This window comes from Planctomycetota bacterium, assembly GCA_016125255.1.
Classification (GTDB): domain Bacteria; phylum Planctomycetota; class Phycisphaerae; order Phycisphaerales; family Zrk34; genus RI-421.
Genome location: WGMD01000014.1, coordinates 1 through 19996 on the forward strand (window position 1 = coordinate 1; position 19996 = coordinate 19996).

The window sequence follows — 19996 nt, forward strand, 5'->3', positions numbered from 1 at the left end:
CATCAAGATGACGAGCTTCGACCGTCAACAGATCGATGCGATCCGAAAGGAACTGAATCAGACCTTCAACACCCAACACCAACCCGCCGTCCAGACACCCGCCCCTTCACGAATTTACAGCACGACAGGGACTTGACCCCCTGAGTCGGTCGTTAGAGCCACATTCGCAGCTCAGTTGGTTTCTATTGCTGGCAGATTTGAAACAAGGGCCAAGACATTCCGAGATGTACACCCCCTTTCGTTGCAGGTCATTGTTCATTCTGGCGTGCTAAACGGAATCATGGTCACTCGATCTGTATCATCTTGTGCTTACCTAGTGCATGGCGTACTTTCAAATTCTATCGACTGTGACGTTATTGCCGACGAATCCAATTATCGGTTGGTCGAACGAACAACGACAAGCACTTTGCGAGTAGTCTCGCGACACGAACTATTGACTAACGCGTTTTGGACGCAATATTTCGCCGAGCCAGACGACGATCCGCTCGGCATCGACCATGCCCCGACAGCCTCGATCTAACAAGGTCCGGTGGGTCAAGCGAAGCGGACCCACCACGATTTGCGCGGGCGCTTCCAACGACAATTCATATTGTTCGCGCGGGTGTCGTTCGGTGGATCGAGCGACGGTTTGTCACGGCACGATGCCGCGGCTGGCGTGGTGGGTCCGCTGCGCTTGACCCACCTTACGAGTTGAGGGATGTAGAGGACGCCACAAGGTAACGATGGGGGATGAAACGCAAGCTTCACTTCTCAAATCGCTCGCGCGCTTTGGCAAACACCTCGTCGGCGGGAAGGCCCTGCACATTGCCGGATTGCAAGTCGTTGAGACGGCGCTGGGCCTCGGCTGCCCATGCCTGATCCATTTCCGAGTCGGGCGGGTTGAGTGTGCGCAGCAATTGGTCCACAATCCGCGCCCGGCCTTCGACGGGCAGGGATTCGAGGTGTTCGATGATTTCCTTTGTGCTGGGCATCGCGCGCTCCGGGGAGGCGATTCATTGTAGGCGGGGCTGATGGATGGCGCGGAGGAAGAGGGAGAGAAGAAAGCACGCCGCAGGCGGCGTCGCTGAACGGGAGGGGCGGGAGGTGGGTACAATGGGGTTCCCGCCTGGATGATGCGTTGCTGGGGGACGCGAGCGAATTAAAGAGAGGCATGTGATGATGCATGATGGATTCAGCCGCGCGATCGGGGTTGTGGTGTTGGTTGGGGTTTGCGGTTTGATGCAAACAGCGCGCGCGGAAGATGCGGTGGGGTGGAAGCCGGCGGAGGTCGATGCGCCGCATTGGGGGGAGGGGGAGCGGGGGATGGTGAGGGAGATGAAGCGGCGGGTGGATGCGTGGCTCAACGGGGGCGGGGAGAAGTATGGGCCATTGCGGGTGGTTTATTTGAGTTGCTCGGATCAGGAGCCGTTTGAGGGGTGTGTTGAGCGCATCGATCGGGTGCTGACGGAGATACAGAACTGGTACGCGGTGCAGTGCGAATCGCTGGGGCTGGGGCGGATGACGTTCGGGCTTGAGCGGGATGCGCAGGGGCGGGCGGCGCTCTTGCTGGGGCGGCTGCCGGTGACGGTGGGGAGTCGGACGCGGGAGAACAGGGGCCAGACGACGGAGGCGTGTCGGGCGGCGGCGCGGGGGGTGCTCGCGGCGAAGGGGGTCGATTACGATCACAGCTTCGTTTTGATCATCACGCAGATTCCGGACGACGAAGGGGCAGCCCCGTTCTTCGGGAACATCATGCAGGACCGGGGGTACTGCTTTGCGGTCGATGCGCCGTGGTTCGATGTGGACTACACGACGACGACGGGCCCGCGGGTGTGGAAAGGCAAGCCGGTCGGGCCGGCCAATTCGGCGCTGATCGGGGGGATGGCTCACGAGATCGGTCACGGGTTCGGGATGTACCACAGCGACGAGCGACCGGAGATCGCGCGGTTCGGCGAGTCGCTGATGGCGAGCGGGAACTATACCTTTCGCGGCGCGCTGCGCGGGGAGAAGCGAGATTCGTTTCTATTGGATACGGATGCGATGTATTTGCTATCGCGGCCGGTTTTTGAGGGACGGGCGCGGGAATTCGATCGGCGGCCGAAGGCGACGCTGCACGAGGTGAAGCTGACGGCGGAGGCGGACGGTCGGGTTCGGATGACGGGGCGGATCGAGTCGGATGTTCCGGTGTATGGGGTCAAGTTGTACGACGATCCGCCGGGCAATCCGCAGGATTATGATGCACTGGCGCATGCGGCTTTGCCGGACGAAAGCACGGGGACGTTTGAGATCACATTCAAGGCGGTCAACGAGAAGGGCAAGCACACTCTGCGGTTGATGCTCATGCACGTCAATGGGCGGTGGACGGAGCTGCGGAGCGCGATGACGATCGGGGAGGATGGGAAGATTGATTTGGGGGAAGTGAACGGGGCGTGGGGGCGGTGAAGAAGTAGAGCCCGCCGCCCGTTCGACAAGCTCACGGCAAGAAGCGGCGTCGCTCCACGGGGGAGGGCGCTGGCCGAATGTGGACAGGACGGCCGATCGATGCGGTGTCGAGATGGTACCGGTGACTGACGGCTTGTGCGGGCGTGGTCGGGTGTTTGGCGTGAGCGACAAAATTATTGATGTTTAGCAAGTCGTGATTTAGCCGGGGATTTGAGTTGAAAAGCGTGCGAAGGCGCGGCGGCGGCGGCGGGGCGGCGCGCGATGCGGCGCGCGGTTTGTATAGCCCACAGTTGGACAATTTGCATCGCGTCGCTCGTGTGCGGCGGCGCGCGGGATGTGCGCCCGTCGGGGCCTATGTCCGGTTGGTGTTGCAACTTTCACGGAAAGGGATGAATTATGTCATTGGTAAAATCGACGGTTTGGATGTTGACGGCGGCGTGCGTGCTGGCGGCGGGCAGCACTTCGGTTCGGGCGGCGGCGATTCTGAGCAATCTGCCGGCGGACACGAGTTCGGCCTCCTCTGGTGGTACGAATCTGGGCGTGAGTGCGAGCGACGGCTTTGACCGCCAGAAAGCGGTGGGGTTGACCATCGGCGGATCGTCGCTGTCGTTCGTCTCGATGGAGATTATTGGTTCCACGTTCAACGGCACACTGGGGGTCGGCGACGGGGGGACGTTCATCGGCGGGATCTTTTCGAGCGTCGGGGGAGCGCCGGGGGTACAGCTTGCGACATTCACGCCGATCAGCATCGGCGACGACACGGAGCCGCAGTTCCTCACCTTCACGATCGCCGGCGGATTCACGCTGCTGGCCAACACGTCCTACTGGTTCGTCCTCGACGGCGACACGGTAAGCGACCTCTTGTGGAACGGTCTGATTTCGAACACCGCGCCGACGCCGACGGGTGTGACTTTCGACGGTTATCGATTCCAAGCGAACGGCGGCGGGTGGAATTCGTCAAGCACCTTCAACGCGGTGCGGATCAATGCGGATTCGCTCGCCGTTCCCGAGCCGGCGACGGCGGGGCTGCTGGGCCTGGGCGCTTTGGTAATGGCGATGCGCCGGGGGCGCAAGTGCTGATGCACCTGTGATCACGGGCAGATTTTGGTTTCACGCAACCCGGCGATGCGTCGCCGGGTTTTTTCATGCGCTTCGTCACGCAGATCACGCGGGGCGATGCCCCGCCGCTAAACATCGGAGGGGATTGACGGGGGGCGGCGCGCGGTGGGATGATGATGGCGTATCCGCCAAGGGGTTGGAAACTCTTTTTTCAGAAGAAGGTCACATATGGATCGGAGCGTCAAGGTTTGGGGCGTCGGGGTTGTGGTGTGCGCGATGGTGGTGGTGATGATGGGCATGCTCGGCGCGGCGACGGCTCGGGCGGCGGAGGAGGAACATGGGTGGTTGAGCGTGGACATCAATGAAGTGCCGGACGATCTGCGTGCGGAGTTGAAGCTGCCGGAGGATACGGGCGTGTATCTGGAGGAGGTGCACGAGGACGGCCCGGCGGCGAAGGCGGGGCTCAAGAACGAGGACGTCATCGCGGCGGTGGACGGGAAACCGGCGCCGACGGTGGAGGGATTTGTGGAGTTGATCGCGGGGCACAAGCCGGGCGATGTGCTGGAGCTGACGATCTATCGCGAGAAGAAGGAAGCGAAGATCAAGGTGACGCTGGGCAAGCGGCCGGAGTGACGGAGCGGCGTTGCGAGCCGGTCCGATCGAAAGCGAAAGCATGCGTCGAGCGGCGGCGTTCAGCGCGTGTTGCGGCGTGCGCGGAAGCGGCGGGCCATCGGGTCGAGCATCGAAGGCCTGCCGCATCCCCGCGGACGGCCCCGAGTGTACCTGCCGCGCGCGCGGGCGACAACGAAAATGTGATTTCCCGCAATCAAAAAATTGACCGGGAAATTAGTAAATTTTCATCCCTTAGTATCGCCTCAAACAAGCCCTGCGGAACGTCGGGCCGCGGCACGAGCGCGCGAGCGGCGTGTGTGCCAGGACGGATCAGCACGCTTCGCGGCACCGGCTGAAACGGTACAGGCGCTTCCTGCGGAGGGGTGTGACCCGGTGCATGCGCCGCGTCGCGGAACGCCATGCGCTGCGCCATCCAAGTCGAGCAGCGGAGCGGCATTCGATTCGCGCTCAACGCCTCAGCGGCGGGGCGACTCAAAATTTGGCCCGGTGTTTGCGCCATGTTCCTTCTGTTTACGCGGCTGTTCTGGCCGCGATGGGTGTATCAATGGATTGACTGTCGGGATCTGATCTGAATCCAGGGTCGCGCGCGCACATCGCAAGATGCGCGGCGCGTTGTGACAAGACGAACAGCTCCGCCGGGACGTTCCCGGCGGAGTGAGTGTGTCGATGGTGCGACGGCGGTACGGAGCCCCGGTCGTGCGGACACGCATCACCATATCGCCCCACCGGCGTGCGGTTGCCGATGTGATTCGGCGGCGCGACGGTGCGGGCGGCGCTTCGGTTGCACAACAACACGAAGCGGCAAAGCATCCTTCTCTCAAAGAGGATTGAGTTATGCCATTTGGAACATCTCGGGTGAGCCGGATCGTGACATGGGCCGCGCTCGCGTCGGTCATGTCGGGCGTCGGTGCGTCGACCGGCCGGGCCGACACGGTCCTGATGCACACCATCGGCACGACCTTCACCGGCAACTCGCTCAATGACCCGACCCAGCCGGGCCTGGCGCCGCCCGACTCCGATGGCGCGGTCGGCATCGACTATTACGTCGAGTTCACCAACGGCGCTTACGCTGTCTACGACAAGAACACCGGCGCGCTTGCCACGGCGCGCGTGACCGACAAGACCTTCTGGACCAACGCCGGAATCAGCGCCGGCATGCTCGCCGCCGGCGTCAGCGATCCGCGCATCATCTACGACGCCGCGAGCCAGCGCTGGTTCGCCATCCAGGTCACCACCTCCAACACGGGCAACCAGGTGCTCGTGGCCGTCTCCAAGGACTCGAATCCGCTCAATGGATTCAAAGCGACCAACTACACCGGCGCCGTGGGGTTCGCCGACTACCCCGTGCTCGGCGTCAACGCCGACGGCATCACCCTCTCGAGCAACAACTTCACCAGTTCGTCCGGCTCTTTTACCGGAACCACACTGACATCGATCCCCAAGGCCGATCTGCTCTGGTCCGGCGCGGGAACCCCCTCCGTGGCCAACCGCACGAGCTTCAACAGCACCACCGCGGCACAGGGATTCACGCTTCAGGGTGCGAGCAGCGTCGATCCGTCCATCGGACACACGCCCGTCGTCGGCGTGGATTCTAACTTCTTCGGCAAAATCGACGTCACGAACATCTCCAACGTCACCGGCCCCGGCGCCGCGACGCTCGGCTCAACCGACGTCATCAACGTCGCCACCACTTCCTCCCCCGGTGATGCCCGCCAGCCCGATGGCACCAAGCAGATCGACGGACTCGACGACCGCATCGGCGGCACGGCCGCGGCGTACCTGGTCGGCTCGAACATCTTCATGGTGCACGGCATTTCCGTGAACTCCGCCGGCGTCGCCTCCACCCCCAGCAGCACCACCCACGATGCCCTCCGCGTCACCGTCATCGACGAAGCGACACACGCGGTCGTCGCCGAGAGCACCCTCTTCAGCAACACCTACGACTACATCATGCCCTCCATCGCCGTCAATCCGTTCGGCGACATCGTCGTCGGATTCACCCGTTCCGGCGGACCCGGCTCCGTCGACGGATTCCTCAGCTCCTTCGCCGACGTCGGCAAATTCGACGGCTCGTCGATCACATGGGATACCCCCTTCCTGGCCGGCAGCGGCACCGGCCCGACCGGCGGCGGGCTCGGACAGGCCAATTACCATCTGTTCGGCGTGGCCGGCGAACGCTGGGGCGATTACAGCACGACCAACGTCGATCCCACCGACCCCTACACCTTCTGGACCGTGCAGGAATTCGCCGGAACCGGCAACGTCTGGCGCACGCAGATCACCGAGATCAACCTGGTGCATCCGGTCGACGTCGTCCCGAGCCCCTTGGCGCTTCAGGCCGGGGCGATGGGTCTGATGATGCTCGTCTACCGCCGACGCCGCCGTCACGGATAAGCATCCGCGGCCGCGCTCAACTCAATGAACACCCGTCCGCCCGGCTTGTCGCGGCGCGTTACTGTGCTTCGCGCACCACGATGCCCGACAGGTCCACCGAACCCGTCTCGGGTTTGACGAACATCACGAACGCGGGCTTGTCGGCGTCAAGCGTGAACTCGAAGCTGAAGGCCTTCCATGCGTCGCCCGCTTCAAGGTCCTGATCGGCGTAGAACTCGTAGGGGTCTTCCGGCTGGCGAATGACCACCTTGATGCCGTCGTTTGACTTGCTGCGGATGTAGCCCTCGACGACATACTTGACGCCTTTCTTGAAGGTCGGCTTGGTCCATGTGGTGAGCTGAAGCTGACCGTCATCGACGGCGGAGACCTTGATGTTGATCGCGGTCAGGCCGGGCTTGGGCGGATCGTCGAGCTTGGTGTACGTTCCCGACACGCCGGCCCATTCGGAGTTGTCGACCCAATCCTTGGGGAGCCAGCCGGTGAGTTTGTGTCCGTTCTGCGCGGTGACGGCGACGTCGCCGCCTTCGGGGCCGAATTGCGGAAGCAGCGATTGATTTTCCGCGGCGAGGGCCAGAGCGGCGAAAGCGATGAGCACGGCGCATGCGACGAGGGGGAAGCGTTTCATGGCGGGTTCCTTGTGAAGAAGGGTGTGCCCACCATTGTAATTTCGCGCACGATGGAGAAACAAGGGGTAAAACGCGGGGGAAACCGGGGGAAAACCGGGGGAAACGCGCGGGGCGCTGCCCCGCCGCTAAACGGGGCGGCGGCGCATCGACAGGGCGCCCATCAGCGCCAGACCGGCGGGGAGCGCGGCGGGCATGGGCACGATCAGCGGCACGTTCAACGCGCCCGGCGTGACGATGTCCAGCGTGGTGAACGCGCCGGAATGATCGGGCGAGCGGCCGACGGAATCGGTCGCGCTGTCGCCGAGGGCGGACTCGTTGATCTGCGGATTGCGCAGCACGGCCAGGAGTCCCGCGTCGTCGGCGTCGTTGGTGTCGTACACGACCGAGTCGAGCAGGTTCTGCGCGGTGACGGCGGTGCCGTTGGGGAAATCGAAGTCGTTCCCGCCGTAGAGCGCCACGGCATCGGCGCCGTTCATGAGCAGACCATCGGCGAACACCAGATCGACGCCCGGCACGGCCGCGTTGCCCAAGACGAAGAATCCGTTGGCGTCGGTCGAGAATCCGTCGAGGTCGAACGCGGCGTAGCTCTGATCATTCGAACCGTTGTAGAGCACAAGCACCATGCCGGCCAGCGAAGTGTTGCCCGCGCCGCCGTCGTAAAGCTCGATGAACTCGGCGGTGTCGGCTCCGGGCGTGTCGGAGTCGACTTCGTTGATGACGATGTTCGTCGCGATGTTCAGCGCGCCGGGCGTCGGCGTCGCGAGCGTGATGAACTCGCCGGAGAAATCCGGGGCGCGGCCGACGGACGAAGTCGCTCCGTTGCCGCCGGCGTCTTCGTTGATCTGCGGATTGTGGAACACCGCCAGCAGTCCCGCATCGTCCGAGTCGCTCGTGTCGTACACGACCGAATCGAGCAGGTTCGTCCCGGTCGCCGCGGTGCCGTTGGGGAAGTCGGTCCCGTTGCCCGTGTAGAGCGCGACGGCGTCGGCGCCGTTCTGAAGAAGATTGTTCGAGAACGTCAGCCCGACGCCCGGCACCGCCGCGTTGCCCAGCAGGAAGAACCCGCCGGCGTTGGTCATGAATCCATCGAGGTCGAACGCGGCGTACGACGTATCCGTCGAACCATTGAAGAAGACGAGCACGAGCCCGTCGAGGGCCGTGTTGCCCACGCCTCCGTCGTAGAGTTCGACGAACTCGGCCATGTCCGTCCCGGGCGTGTCGGAGTCCAGTTCATTGATGACGATCGCGGCGTGCGAAGCGGACGTCGTCGCAAGCGCGAACAGTCCCGCCGCCGCGACATGACGCACGCGCCGCAGAGCGCGGGCGTGACGAAGGAGCGTCGATTGTGATTTCACCATTGAGATAGACCTCCCGGCCGCGGCGCTCAAGGCGCAGCGACCCATCATGCGTCGTCGATCGGACCCGCGTCATCGCGCGACACCGCCGACCGAAAGAACTGCCAATGGCACAAAGATTCGCGCCCCGCCTCGGCGCGCGAGTCATCCAACGACATTGCCGATGCAATCACCGTGCCACCGGCGTTTTTCGCCGCGCAGCCCCGATCGCTCCGCGCGTTGTACCGATTCGGCCGCGCCGTTTCCGCCCGCGCTGGCCGTTTTCGTGCTACATTGACCGCACGCCTTCGGAGCCGATCGATGGAACTGGCGCTGACGCTTTCCGCCGCACTACTGCCGAGTCTGGCGCTGCTGCTGCATTTTTATCTGCGCGATCGCAACCGCGAGCCGGCGAAGGTGGTCCGCACCACGTTCATCCTCGGCGTGCTCATCACGATCCCCGCGGGCCTGCTGGGCGCGCCGATTCTCATGTCGCTTCAGTTGCCGCCCGAGCCCTGGGCCGCCGGGCTCATCGTGGCGTTCGCCGCGGCGGGCATTCCCGAAGAGTGCTTCAAATTCCTGGTCCTGCGCGGCTACGCGGCGCGCAAAGCGGCGTTCGACGAGCCGATGGACGGAATCGTCTACGGCGTGGCGGCCTCGCTGGGTTTCGCCGCCCTCGAAAATGTGTTGTATGTGCTGCAAGGCGGATGGGCCGTCGCCATCACCCGCGCGTTCACAGCCGTCCCCGCTCACGCCTGCTTCGGCGCCATCATGGGCTACTTCGTCGGACGAAGCCGCATCAACAAAATCGGCTCCTCGCTCATCGGCCTCGTCGCCGCCATCCTCGCGCACGGACTCTACGACTGGCCCCTCATCACGCTCGCCATCCACAACGGCGTCGACCCCACCGACGTCGACACGCCGACCGCGACCCATGTGGGCATTCTCTACGGCCTGTCCACCGCCGTGCTGATCTTCTGCGCCCTGTGGGTCCACAAACTCGTCGTCCGCCTCCGCGCCGAACAACTCGCGGCGATCGAAGCCGTCGCGCGGGACGAGGCGCCGCATCGGGCGTGAGCATGTTTATCGGGCTCATCGCTCGCCGCTTCAATCGTCAAATTCCTCATGCCCCGCTTAACCGGCATCGTCGTTCGGCCGATGAAATGGGCGGTTAACGTCGTTCATTGGTTCAGAGGGATGAATTGATGGTGTCACGGAATGGCGAATTGGGGCCGCGCGAGTGCGGTGCGTGCAATGTCTGTTGCACGGCGATGCACGTCCGCCCGCTCAACAAGCCGGCGGGTCAGCGGTGCGAGCATCAGACGCCCGCCGGATGCGGCAACTACGAGAACCGCCCGCCAGTCTGCCGCGAGTGGCACTGCATGTGGGTCCGCGATCCGCGGAAGGTGTTCACCGATGAGCAGCGCCCTGACAAACTCGGCGTCTTCTTCACCGCGTCCCTGCCCGACCCCGCCACCGGCAAACAGACCATCCACGTCCACGAACTCGCCCCTGAAGCCGCGAACCGGCCCGACGCCGCGGCGGCGATCGGCTTTCTCCGCCAGTTCGCGCCCGTGTCGATCGTCCCCGCGAAAACAAATATGCTCACCCCGCTGACCCTCGCCGGCAAAGCCGTCGCGTAACCCCCGGAATCACCCCCCGATTAGCGACGCCGCTCGCGGCGGGGTATTTCCTTTAAGTAGAAAGCCCGCCGCGAGCGGCGTCGCTAAACGGGGAATGCGGACGATTTCGCCAGATGGCAACCGGCCGCGTGTCCGGTCGCCCACGCCCATTGAAAATTGAAGCCGCCGATGCGGCCTTCGACGTCGAGGATTTCGCCGACGAGTTGGAGGCCGTCGACGATGCGGCTCTGCATGGTGCGGTGATCGACTTCGGACATGGGAATGCCGCCGGCGGTGACTTCGGCGTAGTTCCATCCGCGGTCGCGCTCGATGGGGAGCGTCAGGCCGGTCAGCGCATGCGTGAGCAAGCGGCGGCGTTCGCGCGTGATCTGGCCGCAGCGCTCGGCGGGGTCGATGCCGACGTGACGACACAAGACTTCGACGACCCGGCGCGGAAGATTCGCGGCGAGCGCCGAACCGATCGCGCTCGTCGGGGGGCGGGCGGCGAGAAACGCGTCGATGTCCTCGAACGATTTGCCGGCGGCGAAGCTGCATCGCACTTCCGCGCCGGCGCCCTCGGCATTCGCGATGACCCATGCGCGGCTCGCATCCATGACAACCGGCCCGCTCACGCCGAAGTGCGTCCACAACAGACTCCCCCGCCGCTTCTCGATCCGTTTGCCCCCGGCGTAGACGGACAGCTCCACCTCGTGCGCGATGCCGGAGAGTTCAGCGTGGAAGAACCCGTCCGCGAGCATCAATGGGACGAGCGCCGGATACGTCGGCGTGACGGTGTGCCCGAGCCGCTGCACGATCAGCCAGCCGAGCCCGTTGCTGCCGGTCTTGGGCAGGGACTTGCCGCCGGTCGCCATCACGAGGCGCGAGGCACGCATCCCCCCGCGCGCGGTTTCAAGCTCGAACGTGTCGGCCTTGCGCACATCCGTCACGCGCGTGTCGCACATCATCGTGACGCCCAGTTCGTCGCATCGGCGGGTCAGCGCGTCGAGCACGGTATGGGCGTCATCGGTGGTGGGAAACAGCTTGCCGGTGTCTTCGCGTTTGAGCGTGACGCCCAGCGAGGCGAACCATTCGACGGCGGCGTGTTCATCGAAGGCGCGGAGGACGTTGCGGACGACGGGTTGCGGGCCGTGGTAGTCGGCGGGGGTGACAATTTCGTGCGTCACATTGCATCGCCCGCCGCCGGAGACGAGGATTTTCGCGCCGAGTTTTTTCGCGCCGTCGAGAATGACGATGTTCTTCGCGCCGGATTGCGCCGCGAAGATGGCGGTCGCAAGCCCGGCGGCTCCTCCGCCGACGATGGCGATGTTGATCGGGTCGTTCATGATTGAACCACCAAGGCACCAAGGGCACCAAGGAGAATGTTCGATGAAACATGCAAGGTGAATTCCTTGGTGTTCTTGGTGTCTTGGTGGTTAAACCGGTTTTTCATCGGTGATGGGGAAGTAATTCTGGGCGATGTCGGCGGCGATGCGGATCATGGGGGGGCCTTCGCTGAAGCTGGTCCAGAGAAGTTCGGCCCGGTCGAGGACGGACAGGGCGGGGCCGTGGCGGAGATGGTCGATGAGGGGGACCCATGCGTGGAGCATGCCCAGTTCGTCGAACGCGGCGGCGGCCTGTCCGAGCGTGAAGCGGTCATCGGTGATGCGGCCGGCCCAGGACTTTGCGGCGGCGGCGGTCAGTGCGGGGGCGGCGAGGAGAATCTGCGAGACGATCGCCCGCAGGGGATCGGCATCGCTCATGTGCCGGGCGGCCAGATAGTTTTGCATGCGCAGCGCGCTGACCGATCCGTCGGGGCCTTCCATGTAGTACGTCCGTGCGGCGGCGCGGAGGCGCGATGCGATGAAGATGCGGCGAAGCGCTTCGAGCGCGAGCAGGCCGGTGAGCCCCAGCGCGACGGCGTGGACGCGGAGCATGGCGATGTCCTTGTTCTTGAGTTTCATCGCCGCAAGGACGAGGACGAAGACGACGCCGTAGGTCGCCAGCCATGCGACGAGCGCTCCGCCGGCGTAAGCGAGCGTCGACGCGGTCATGCGGGCGTTGTGCAGGCGGATGTGGCGATAGAAGTCGAAGGTGTTCATCGGCGATGATTATATGATCGACCGATCAATCTCCGATTCGTTTGCGGTACTTCCGCGCCTGCATGCGGAAGCAGAGGCGCATGAACGGCGGGCAGGCGAGCCAGAGTTGGGTGAGCAATCGGCCGGCGAAACTGGTCCAGAGTTCGGGGCGGGGGCGGCGGAGGGTGCGGATGACTTTTTTCGCCACAGTTCGGGCGGATTGCATGAAGCCCTCGGGCGTGTTGCCGGCGATGCCGTCGCGCCGACCGGACACATCGGCGACACGGTCGAAGAATTCGGTCTTCGTGCCGGAGGGGTAGACGCCGGTGACGAAGATATGATCGGGTTCGAGTTCGAGTTGGAGGGCTTGAATGGCGGCGCGCTGGGCGGCTTTGGTGGCGCAGTACGTGGCGTAGTACGGCAGGCCGACGTGCGAGAGGATGGAGCCGGTGATGAGGATGTGTCCGCGTTGTTGTTGTTTCATGACGGCGGCGGCGGCGCGAACGCAGTGCAGGGCGCCGAAGTAATTGACTTGCCACATGCGATCTTCGGTCGCCCGGTCCATCTCGATGAGCGGGCCGAAGTATCCGAACCCGGCGTTGGCGAACAGGACGTCGAGCTGACCGAAGTGTTCGAGCGTCTGACGGACGAGTCGGTCGGCATCTTCGCGATCGGCGACATCGGTTTCGACCACGAGCGCTTCGCCCCCCGCTTCGCGCACCCGCGCGGCGACTTGGTCAAGCTTGTCCTTGCGGCGGGCGGCGAGGACGACGCGCATGCCGGACCGGCCCGCTTCGATCGCCGTCGCGGCGCCGATGCCGGCGGAAGCGCCGGTGATGATGATGACTTTTCCCGTCAAATCAATCGCCATCGTCATCCGCTTTCTTCGCCAGATAATGCTCGAGCGCGGCGATGCGTTTTTTGAGCGGCGGGTGCGTGGCGAAGTATTCCCACAGCGGCGGGGCCTCGGGGGCATCGCTCCACTTCGCCAGCGCGGCGAGCATGGTCATCGCGGCCCGCGGATCGAAGCCCGCCGCCTGCGCGAGTCGGGCGCCGAACTGGTCGGCGACGAACTCGCGGTCCTGCGAGTAGGCGCTTTGCATGAGCTGAGCGCCGGTGGATTTGAACCATTGACCGGCGGCCCCCGCGGCGGGCACCGCGCGAATGGCGGCACGAATCGCGGCGTCGGTGGTGGCGCGTTCGCTGGGGTGCTGCTTGATGACGTGGCCCATTTCGTGACCGATCACGAAGGCGAGTTGATCGCGGTCGCGGTTCAGGCCGTCGATGAGGGCGCGGGTGATGAAGATGAATCCACCGGGGAGGGCGAAGGCGTTGGGCTGACCGCGGGCGGCGATGGTCAGGTCGAATTGAATCTTCCTGTTTTTCACGACGGCGGCGAGTGCGTCGCCGATGGCGCTGATCATGGCGCGCCGGTCGGGGTCGTCCTCGACGCCCATTTCGCGTTTCATCACGGCGGCGAGGTCGCGTCCGACGCCGCGCTCGGCTTCACGGATGTCGTTCTCGTCGCCGGTGAACGATTGCCAGAGCCATTTGCCTTTGCGCACGCCCGGTCCGGCGGCTTTGCCGAGGTTGTAAAAAAAGCCCGCCATGCGTGCATTGTACGCATGGCGGGTGAGGTCGATGGCTGATCAGGCCGCAAGCGGCCCCGCGAAACGGATCAGGCGAGTTTGCGGAGGAAGGTGACGCGGCCGGTGTTGACCCATTCGGTGACGATGATGTTGCCATTGTGATCGAAGCAGGCGTCGTGGGGATGGACGAAGCGTCCGGGGACCCACTTGTCGCGCTGGCCGCGCATCCTGAAGCCGGCGAGGGCCTGCGCTTTCCATGCGTCAAAGTCGCCCTGTCCGCCCAGGTGGGTGATGACCTTGTTGTCCTTGTCGAGGAGGGTCACGCGGCAGTGCAGGTCGGGCACGAGCATGACGTCGCCGCGGATGTCGATGTCGGCGGGGAAGAGGAAGCCGCCCTGCGTGCGCAGGTGCTTGCCGTCCATGTCGAACCATTGGAGCCGCGCATTGGCGCGGTCGCAGACGACGAGTTTGGGCGTGCCGTCGCGGTCGTCGAGCCAGTGTCCATGGGGCGTCTTGAACTGTCCGTCAGCCGAGCCGGTCCCGCCGAGCGTGCGGATGTACTTGCCGTCCTTGTCGTACTGGTGAATGTAGTTGGAGCCGTACCCGTCGCCGAGGAAGTACCCGCCGTCGGGGCTGAAGCTGGTGTTGGTCGGACGGTAGGCGGCGTTGCCGGGATACTTGCCGCTGTCGGTATTGATGTCGGCGCGGGTTTTGTTCCAGACGACTTCGCCCTTGAGGTTGATCTTGGTGTAGGGGAGGGACGGTTCGCTGGGGGCGAGGTAGAGGAATTCTTCGCCGTTTTCTTCGCGGATGTCGATGCCGTGTCCCCCGCCGTGCTTGGACACCATGTCGAAGTCGCCCATGGATTTGACGAACTTGGCGTCGGCGTCGAAGACGAAGATGGATCCGGGGGCGCCGTAGTGCGTGATGTAGATGAATCCGTTCTTGTCGATGGTCACGCCATGCGACGCATTGCCGTAGTGCGCCCCGTCGGGCAGGTTGGCCATGCCCCAGTCGTGCGTGGCTTCATACTGGAAATCGCCTTCGCCGAGGATGGGCTTTTGCGTGTCGACCTTGTCGGCCCGGAGGATGGCGGGCGCGGCGAAGGCGGCGGCGGTCAGCGCGGTGGATTGGATAAACGTGCGACGCGAAGGATGCTCGGACATGCGGTTGCCTCCATCGGAGAGGTTGAGTTGTCGTCTGGCGGTAAGGGACAGTTTAGCGAAGTCGCTGGGCCGGGGCCAACATGATTCTTGCCGCCGCGGCGCACAAACATTAAAATACGCAGCCAGCAGGCACGCAGTTCTTCTTACGCTGGAATCGCCATTGGAATCCGAAACGACAACACGACCGGGAGACGATCAGGCGGCGGCGCTGGCGTCGACGCGCGCGGCGGTGTGGCAACACGTGCTGGTCCGCAACAAGGTTCTTAACGAATCGCAATGGGCCCGGTGTCTGACCGCGTTCAAGAAGCACGGCGGCGAATTGTTCGTCGAGCAGATTCTCCTCAACGAAGGTTGGGCGGATCAGGCGATGATCGAGAATCTCCGCCGGGCGGCGCGCATGGTCGTCTGGGGCCAATTGCTCGTGCAGAGCAAACTGCTCAGTAAGGAGCAGTGGGCGAAGGTCGTATCGGTGTACAACGAACAGGGCGGGCGCGGCTCGGTGGGGCAGATTCTCGTCGAATTGAGCATGCTCAGCGAGAAACAGATTCAACCGGCAAGACAACGCGTGGCGATGGTGCTCGGCGCGCCCAAGCTCGTCGTCCCCGCCGCCAAGCCCGCGCCCAAGAAGCCCGATCCGGCGGACGACATCGAGGAAATCGCGGACATCGACGATCTGGAGGAAATCGAGGAGACGCCCAAGCGGCCGGCCGCGAAGAAGGATGATGACGACTACGGACTGAGCGGCGAGGACGACTCGGAAGGCCCGACGAAGGCCAACGAGATGGACTGGGTCGGCACGGTCGATCGCGAGACGAAGCACGACTTCGACGAAAGCGCGATTCACGAAAATCAGATCGAACTGGTCGACCTGGATGAAGAGGTGAAGATCGTCGTCAACAATTCGATGACGACGGGCAAGGTCGATCCGAACAAGCTGTATGTTCCCGGCCAGGCCCTCGGCAAGCCCGCCGCCGCGCCGACGCCGGCGGCCATCGGCGAAACCGCTCCGTCCGGCGACGAGCGCCTGCCCAGCCCCGTACCGCCGGGCCAGCTCGATCCGGAGGCGGTCAAGTACATCAAGAAGGCCGTCGACGTCGGGGCCAGCGACGTGCATCTGCCCGCCGGCTCCCCGCCGTTCATGCGGCTCAACGGCGAGATCACGTTCTTCGACGCCCCGCCGCTGAGCGAAGAGCAGGCGCTGCGGATGGCGCTGGGGTTCATGGACGATGCGCAGCAGCAGCGCTTCCTGCGCCATCACGATCTGGACCTGTCCTACGAGCATCCGGAGCTGGGCCGCTTCCGCGTCAACGCCCTGCTGACGTTCCGCGGCGCTGACATCATCTTCCGCATCATCCCCAAGGGCGTGCCGACGCTCAAATCGCTGGGCATTCCCGAGTCGATCGGCGGATTGACCGAGTGGACGCAGGGGCTCGTGCTCGTGACGGGCCCGGCCGGTTGCGGCAAGTCGACGACGGCCGCGGCGCTCGTCGACATGGTCAACGCCAATCGGCACGACCACGTCATCACCGTCGAAGACCCCGTCGAATTCATTCACCCTTCCAAGAACTGCAACGTCACGCAGCGCCAGGTCCCGCGCGACACCGCCTCGTTCGCCACCGCCCTGCGCGGCGCCCTGCGCGAGGACCCGGACGTGATCATGATCGGCGAAATGCGCGACCTGGAGACGATCTCGCTGGCGCTGACCGCCGCCGAGACCGGCCACCTCGTCATCGGCACGCTGCACACCAAGTCCGCCGCGCGCACCGTCGATCGCATCATCGACGTGTTCCCCACCGATCAGCAGGCGCAGATTCGCATCATGATCTCCGAAGCCCTGCGCGGGATCGTTTCGCAGGTGCTTATCCCTCGCGCCAACGGCAAGGGACGCGTCGCCGCACTCGAAGTCCTCTACAACAACACCGCCGTCGCCAACGCCGTCCGCGACGCCAAGAGCTTCCAGATCCCATCGATCATGCAGACCGGCAAGAAGCTGGGCATGAAGCTCATGGACGACTCGCTCGCCGAATTGGTCACGCAAGGCGTCATCAAGCGCGAGGAAGCCATCAAGTACGCCGAGAACCCCAAGCACATTCCCGGATAGGAGGCGCGATGTGGTGATATTGTGATGGGGCGATATGGCGATGTGAAAGGCCGCCCGATTCGCGGCGGTGCAACGTCCCGCGTTTTGTTCACATCACCACTTCACCCTATCGCCACTTCACCACTTCTTAAAGCCATGGCGAAAATCGACGCGCTATTCCGAATGGTCAAAGAACAGAAGGCCTCCGACCTTCACATGCTCCAGTCCCAGCCGCCCAAGATCCGCATCCACGGCGAGCTGACCCCGATCCCCGGGCATCCCGTGCTCGACGAGCCCATGCTGCGCGAGTACCTCTACGAGATCGCCACGCCCGCGCAGATCGCCAAGTATGAGGGCTGCGGCGATCTGGACTTCGCTTACGGCCTGGAAGGCGTCGCCCGATTCCGCTGCAATTTCCTCCGACAGGTCCACGGCCGCGGCGCCGTCTTCCGGCAGATTCCCGACAAAATCCTCACCGTCGAAGACCTGGGCCTGCCCACCGCCGTCGCCAACGCCGCGCACTTCCGCTCGGGCCTGTGCCTCGTCACCGGGCCGACCGGCTCCGGTAAATCGACGACGCTCGCCGCCATTATCAACCTCATCAACAAAACCTACAAAAAGCACGTCATCACGATCGAAGACCCGATCGAATTCGTGCATGAGAACATCAACTCGATCATCACGCAGCGCGAAGTCGGCCAGCACACCGAGGGCTTCGCCAACGCCCTCAAGGCCGCGGTGCGCGAGGATCCGGACGTGATTCTCGTGGGTGAAATGCGCGACCTGGAGACGATCTCGCTGGCGCTGTCCGCCGCCGAGCTGGGTCTGCTCGTGTTCGGCACGTTGCACACTTCGTCCGCGGCGAAAACGATCAACCGTATCATCGACGTCTTCCCCGCCGGGCGTCAGGCCATGATCCGCACCATGCTCGCCGAGAGTCTTCAGGCCGTCTTCGCCCAGCAGCTTCTCAAAAAGCCCGGCGGCAAGGGCCGCGTCGCCGCCCTGGAGATCCTCATCCGCAAGGAAGGCATGGGCTCCATGATCCGCGAAGGCGCGATCAGTAAGCTCACCAACCTCATCGAAATGGGCAAGCGCGACGGCATGCAGACCATGGACCAGGCGCTGATGCAGTACGTCAAGGACGGCATCATCGACGGCGAGGCCGCCTACATGAAAGCCCAGGACAAGACCCTCTTCGCCAAATTCCGCGAAGGCGCCGAAGCCGGCGTGTAATATTTTTCGCGCCGCCCGCGTTCAAACCAGAGTTCCCACCCCGCCAAGGATTCCGCATCATGCCTGATCGATTTCATTTTCCGGCGCTCGTCGCCGTGTTGTGCCTCGCACCCTTCGCCTTCGCCGCCGACATCGCGCAGAACATCGGCGTCATCCCCGGCGCGCTCAAATACAACGTCACGCGCTTCGACGCCCACCCCGGCGATCGCGTCACGCTGACCTTCACCAACAACGGCCTCATGCCGCACAACCTCGTCCTGGCCGCCCAACCCGACAGCGCCGAAGCGCTCCTCGCCGCCGCGACCGCCATCGCCGCCGATGGCTACGAACGCAGCTTCGTGCCCGATACGCCGCTGGTATTGACCGCGACGAAACTGCTCGACGTCAAAAAGTCGCAGACGCTCAAGTTCACCGCCCCCGACACGCCCGGCGAATACACCTATATGTGCACCTTCCCCGGGCATGGCATCATCATGCGCGGCGTCCTGCGCGTCCGCCCCGCCGGCGAAGCGCTCCAGCCCCCGCAGATGATCGCCGACGCGCTTGTGCAGGCCGCCGACGCGATGGCCGACAGCACCGTGACCCCTCGGCCGATGGGCTCCGTCGAACATCCCTACGTGATCCGCACGTTCATGCCGAGTCTCGGTCTTGATGCGACCGTCCTTGAGCATCACGACCGCGGCTACCCCTCGCCGCATTACAACGTCAAGGAAGGTCACGATGTCGAAGGCGAGTACCAGCCGATCGACGGCCTCGTCGCCACCATCACCGTCAACTTCGGCAAGCGGCTCTCGTATGTGTGGGACACGATCGATTGCCGGCTCGTGTACGCATGGAAAGACGGATTCATGGACATGACCGACTACTGGGGCGCGGGCGCCGGCGGCGGGCGACGAAGCTTCGCTTATCTGCCGCACCTGGAGGGCACCCTCGTCTTCAAGGCCGCGGGTTCGATGCCCCTTTCGATCGGCGACTCCGAGCAACAGGTCGCGCCGAAGTTCAAGGGCTATCGCCTCCTCGCCGGCACGCCGCAGTTCATGTTCGCGCTCGGTTCAACGCAGGTCAGCGAGCAGATCGTTCCCGGCGAAGGCGGCACGATCGCGATGCATTACCACGTCGATGCCGCCCCGGGCGATGTACACATGACCTTCGACCCGTCGATCCGCAAGCGCGTCACCGCGGACAAAGGCGACTGGAAGGACGACACGCTGACGATCCCCGCCAAGGACGCCGGTCATTTCGTGGTGATGATCAAGGAGCAGGCCCTTGAGAGTTTCGAGCCGTTCGAGTTGCCGGGCTACGAAGCGAAGAAGCTCGGCGACGTTTTCGCCGCCGTCGAGCGCAAGTCGCAGAGCAGGGGCACGCCCGAAGTCGCCGACAAGCTCGCGCCCGGCGAGAAGATTTTCCTCGACCGCGACTACAAGTTCGCCGAGTTGCCCGATGAGCTGCGCGGTGTCGAATTCATCCGCGGATTCAACAACGACGCCAAGGGGCGCGCCGCGTATGAACTGAAATTCGACAAGCCGGCGGTGGTGTACCTGCTGCTCGATCAGCGCGTCGCGCGCGTGCCGCAGCACAAGAAGATGAAGCTCGAAAAGACCGGCAAAATCGTCAAAACCAGCGGCGATTGGACCTATGACCTCTACCGCGCTGAGGTTGAGCCGGGCACATACACGATCGACGCCCAGTCCGGCGGGAGCATGTACGTCCTCGCCGCCGGCAAACCGTGACCCGCGCTTACGAAAGCGCTCGCCGCTGGCT

The 19996-nt window shown here is 64.1% G+C and carries 17 protein-coding genes; 9 read left to right on the forward strand and 8 right to left on the reverse strand.

What is annotated here, in order from left to right:
- Positions 1 to 743 precede the first annotated feature (743 nt).
- The gene (locus tag GC162_12025) at positions 744 to 971 is read right to left on the reverse strand and encodes an addiction module protein (protein ID MBI1369366.1); all 228 of its coding nucleotides are present in this window, start codon (positions 969 to 971) and stop codon (positions 744 to 746) included.
- A gap of 331 nt (positions 972 to 1302) precedes the next feature.
- On the opposite strand from GC162_12025, the gene GC162_12030 reads away from it, so the two are divergent.
- The 4 genes from GC162_12030 to GC162_12045 all read left to right on the forward strand — a co-directional run bounded on the left by GC162_12030 (position 1303) and on the right by GC162_12045 (position 6507).
- Complete coding sequence (locus GC162_12030; protein ID MBI1369367.1) at positions 1303 to 2421, forward strand: hypothetical protein; 1119 nt, start codon at positions 1303 to 1305, stop codon at positions 2419 to 2421.
- 396 nt (positions 2422 to 2817) lie between these two features.
- Positions 2818 to 3501, forward strand: coding sequence for a PEP-CTERM sorting domain-containing protein (locus tag GC162_12035; GenBank protein MBI1369368.1), 684 nt, complete (start codon positions 2818 to 2820; stop codon positions 3499 to 3501).
- A gap of 207 nt (positions 3502 to 3708) precedes the next feature.
- Positions 3709 to 4113, forward strand: coding sequence for a PDZ domain-containing protein (locus tag GC162_12040; protein MBI1369369.1), 405 nt, complete (start codon positions 3709 to 3711; stop codon positions 4111 to 4113).
- Between the two features lie 855 nt (positions 4114 to 4968).
- Complete coding sequence (locus GC162_12045; GenBank protein ID MBI1369370.1) at positions 4969 to 6507, forward strand: hypothetical protein; 1539 nt, start codon at positions 4969 to 4971, stop codon at positions 6505 to 6507.
- Positions 6508 to 6565: 58 nt separating this feature from the next.
- Here GC162_12045 and GC162_12050 read toward each other — a convergent pair whose 3' ends face one another.
- Together GC162_12050 and GC162_12055 are read right to left on the reverse strand one after the other, a co-directional pair.
- Positions 6566 to 7132, reverse strand: coding sequence for a hypothetical protein (locus GC162_12050; protein ID MBI1369371.1), 567 nt, complete (start codon positions 7130 to 7132; stop codon positions 6566 to 6568).
- A gap of 126 nt (positions 7133 to 7258) precedes the next feature.
- Positions 7259 to 8491 carry a hypothetical protein gene (locus tag GC162_12055; GenBank protein MBI1369372.1) on the reverse strand — a complete coding sequence of 411 codons (1233 nt, stop codon included), beginning with the start codon at positions 8489 to 8491 and terminating at the stop codon, positions 7259 to 7261.
- A gap of 297 nt (positions 8492 to 8788) precedes the next feature.
- Here GC162_12055 and GC162_12060 point away from each other — a divergent pair, with 297 nt between their 5' ends.
- A complete protein-coding gene (locus tag GC162_12060; GenBank protein ID MBI1369373.1) occupies positions 8789 to 9544 on the forward strand; it encodes a PrsW family intramembrane metalloprotease in 756 nt (251 codons plus the stop codon).
- Between the two features lie 128 nt (positions 9545 to 9672).
- Entirely contained in the window at positions 9673 to 10110 is a 438-nt protein-coding gene (locus tag GC162_12065; GenBank protein ID MBI1369374.1) for a hypothetical protein, read from the forward strand.
- An 83-nt stretch (positions 10111 to 10193) separates the two neighbouring features.
- Here GC162_12065 and GC162_12070 read toward each other — a convergent pair whose 3' ends face one another.
- The 5 genes from GC162_12070 to GC162_12090 form a co-directional block, all read right to left on the reverse strand.
- On the reverse strand, positions 10194 to 11432 hold the full coding sequence (locus GC162_12070) for an aminoacetone oxidase family FAD-binding enzyme (protein MBI1369375.1): 1239 nt from the start codon (positions 11430 to 11432) through the stop codon (positions 10194 to 10196).
- A 90-nt stretch (positions 11433 to 11522) separates the two neighbouring features.
- Entirely contained in the window at positions 11523 to 12188 is a 666-nt protein-coding gene (locus GC162_12075) for a hypothetical protein (protein MBI1369376.1), read from the reverse strand.
- 25 nt (positions 12189 to 12213) lie between these two features.
- Positions 12214 to 13143 carry an SDR family NAD(P)-dependent oxidoreductase gene (locus tag GC162_12080; protein MBI1369377.1) on the reverse strand — a complete coding sequence of 310 codons (930 nt, stop codon included), beginning with the start codon at positions 13141 to 13143 and terminating at the stop codon, positions 12214 to 12216.
- Positions 13028 to 13777: a M48 family metalloprotease gene (locus tag GC162_12085; protein MBI1369378.1), complete on the reverse strand. Its 750-nt coding sequence runs from the start codon at positions 13775 to 13777 to the stop codon at positions 13028 to 13030. The genes GC162_12080 and GC162_12085 overlap by 116 nt, the downstream gene beginning before the upstream one ends.
- A gap of 68 nt (positions 13778 to 13845) precedes the next feature.
- On the reverse strand, positions 13846 to 14922 hold the full coding sequence (locus GC162_12090; GenBank protein ID MBI1369379.1) for a peptidase: 1077 nt from the start codon (positions 14920 to 14922) through the stop codon (positions 13846 to 13848).
- 904 nt (positions 14923 to 15826) lie between these two features.
- Here GC162_12090 and GC162_12095 point away from each other — a divergent pair.
- From GC162_12095 to GC162_12105, 3 genes are all read left to right on the forward strand, one after another.
- Entirely contained in the window at positions 15827 to 17023 is a 1197-nt protein-coding gene (locus tag GC162_12095; protein ID MBI1369380.1) for a PilT/PilU family type 4a pilus ATPase, read from the forward strand.
- Positions 17024 to 17158: 135 nt separating this feature from the next.
- Complete coding sequence (locus GC162_12100) at positions 17159 to 18235, forward strand: PilT/PilU family type 4a pilus ATPase (GenBank protein ID MBI1369381.1); 1077 nt, start codon at positions 17159 to 17161, stop codon at positions 18233 to 18235.
- Positions 18236 to 18294: 59 nt separating this feature from the next.
- The gene (locus GC162_12105) at positions 18295 to 19965 is read left to right on the forward strand and encodes a hypothetical protein (protein MBI1369382.1); all 1671 of its coding nucleotides are present in this window, start codon (positions 18295 to 18297) and stop codon (positions 19963 to 19965) included.
- Positions 19966 to 19996: the final 31 nt, after the last annotated feature.

Excerpts from the sequence above, each read along its gene's own strand:
- GC162_12080 (MBI1369377.1), bottom strand. The coding sequence starts at position 13,143 with ATGCCCCCGAGGCCCCGCCGCTGTGGGAATACTTCGCCACGCACCCGC.
- GC162_12060 (MBI1369373.1), top strand. The coding sequence starts at position 8,789 with ATGGAACTGGCGCTGACGCTTTCCGCCGCACTACTGCCGAGTCTGGCG.
- GC162_12100 (MBI1369381.1), top strand. The coding sequence starts at position 17,159 with ATGGCGAAAATCGACGCGCTATTCCGAATGGTCAAAGAACAGAAGGCC.
- GC162_12105 (MBI1369382.1), top strand. The coding sequence starts at position 18,295 with ATGCCTGATCGATTTCATTTTCCGGCGCTCGTCGCCGTGTTGTGCCTC.
- GC162_12035 (MBI1369368.1), top strand. The coding sequence starts at position 2,818 with ATGTCATTGGTAAAATCGACGGTTTGGATGTTGACGGCGGCGTGCGTG.
- GC162_12055 (MBI1369372.1), bottom strand. The coding sequence starts at position 8,491 with ATGGTGAAATCACAATCGACGCTCCTTCGTCACGCCCGCGCTCTGCGG.
- GC162_12095 (MBI1369380.1), top strand. The coding sequence starts at position 15,827 with ATGACGACGGGCAAGGTCGATCCGAACAAGCTGTATGTTCCCGGCCAG.
- GC162_12075 (MBI1369376.1), bottom strand. The coding sequence starts at position 12,188 with ATGAACACCTTCGACTTCTATCGCCACATCCGCCTGCACAACGCCCGC.
- GC162_12025 (MBI1369366.1), bottom strand. The coding sequence starts at position 971 with ATGCCCAGCACAAAGGAAATCATCGAACACCTCGAATCCCTGCCCGTC.
- GC162_12040 (MBI1369369.1), top strand. The coding sequence starts at position 3,709 with ATGGATCGGAGCGTCAAGGTTTGGGGCGTCGGGGTTGTGGTGTGCGCG.
- GC162_12070 (MBI1369375.1), bottom strand. The coding sequence starts at position 11,432 with ATGAACGACCCGATCAACATCGCCATCGTCGGCGGAGGAGCCGCCGGG.
- GC162_12030 (MBI1369367.1), top strand. The coding sequence starts at position 1,303 with ATGGTGAGGGAGATGAAGCGGCGGGTGGATGCGTGGCTCAACGGGGGC.
- GC162_12090 (MBI1369379.1), bottom strand. The coding sequence starts at position 14,922 with ATGTCCGAGCATCCTTCGCGTCGCACGTTTATCCAATCCACCGCGCTG.
- GC162_12085 (MBI1369378.1), bottom strand. The coding sequence starts at position 13,777 with ATGGCGGGCTTTTTTTACAACCTCGGCAAAGCCGCCGGACCGGGCGTG.
- GC162_12050 (MBI1369371.1), bottom strand. The coding sequence starts at position 7,132 with ATGAAACGCTTCCCCCTCGTCGCATGCGCCGTGCTCATCGCTTTCGCC.
- GC162_12065 (MBI1369374.1), top strand. The coding sequence starts at position 9,673 with ATGGTGTCACGGAATGGCGAATTGGGGCCGCGCGAGTGCGGTGCGTGC.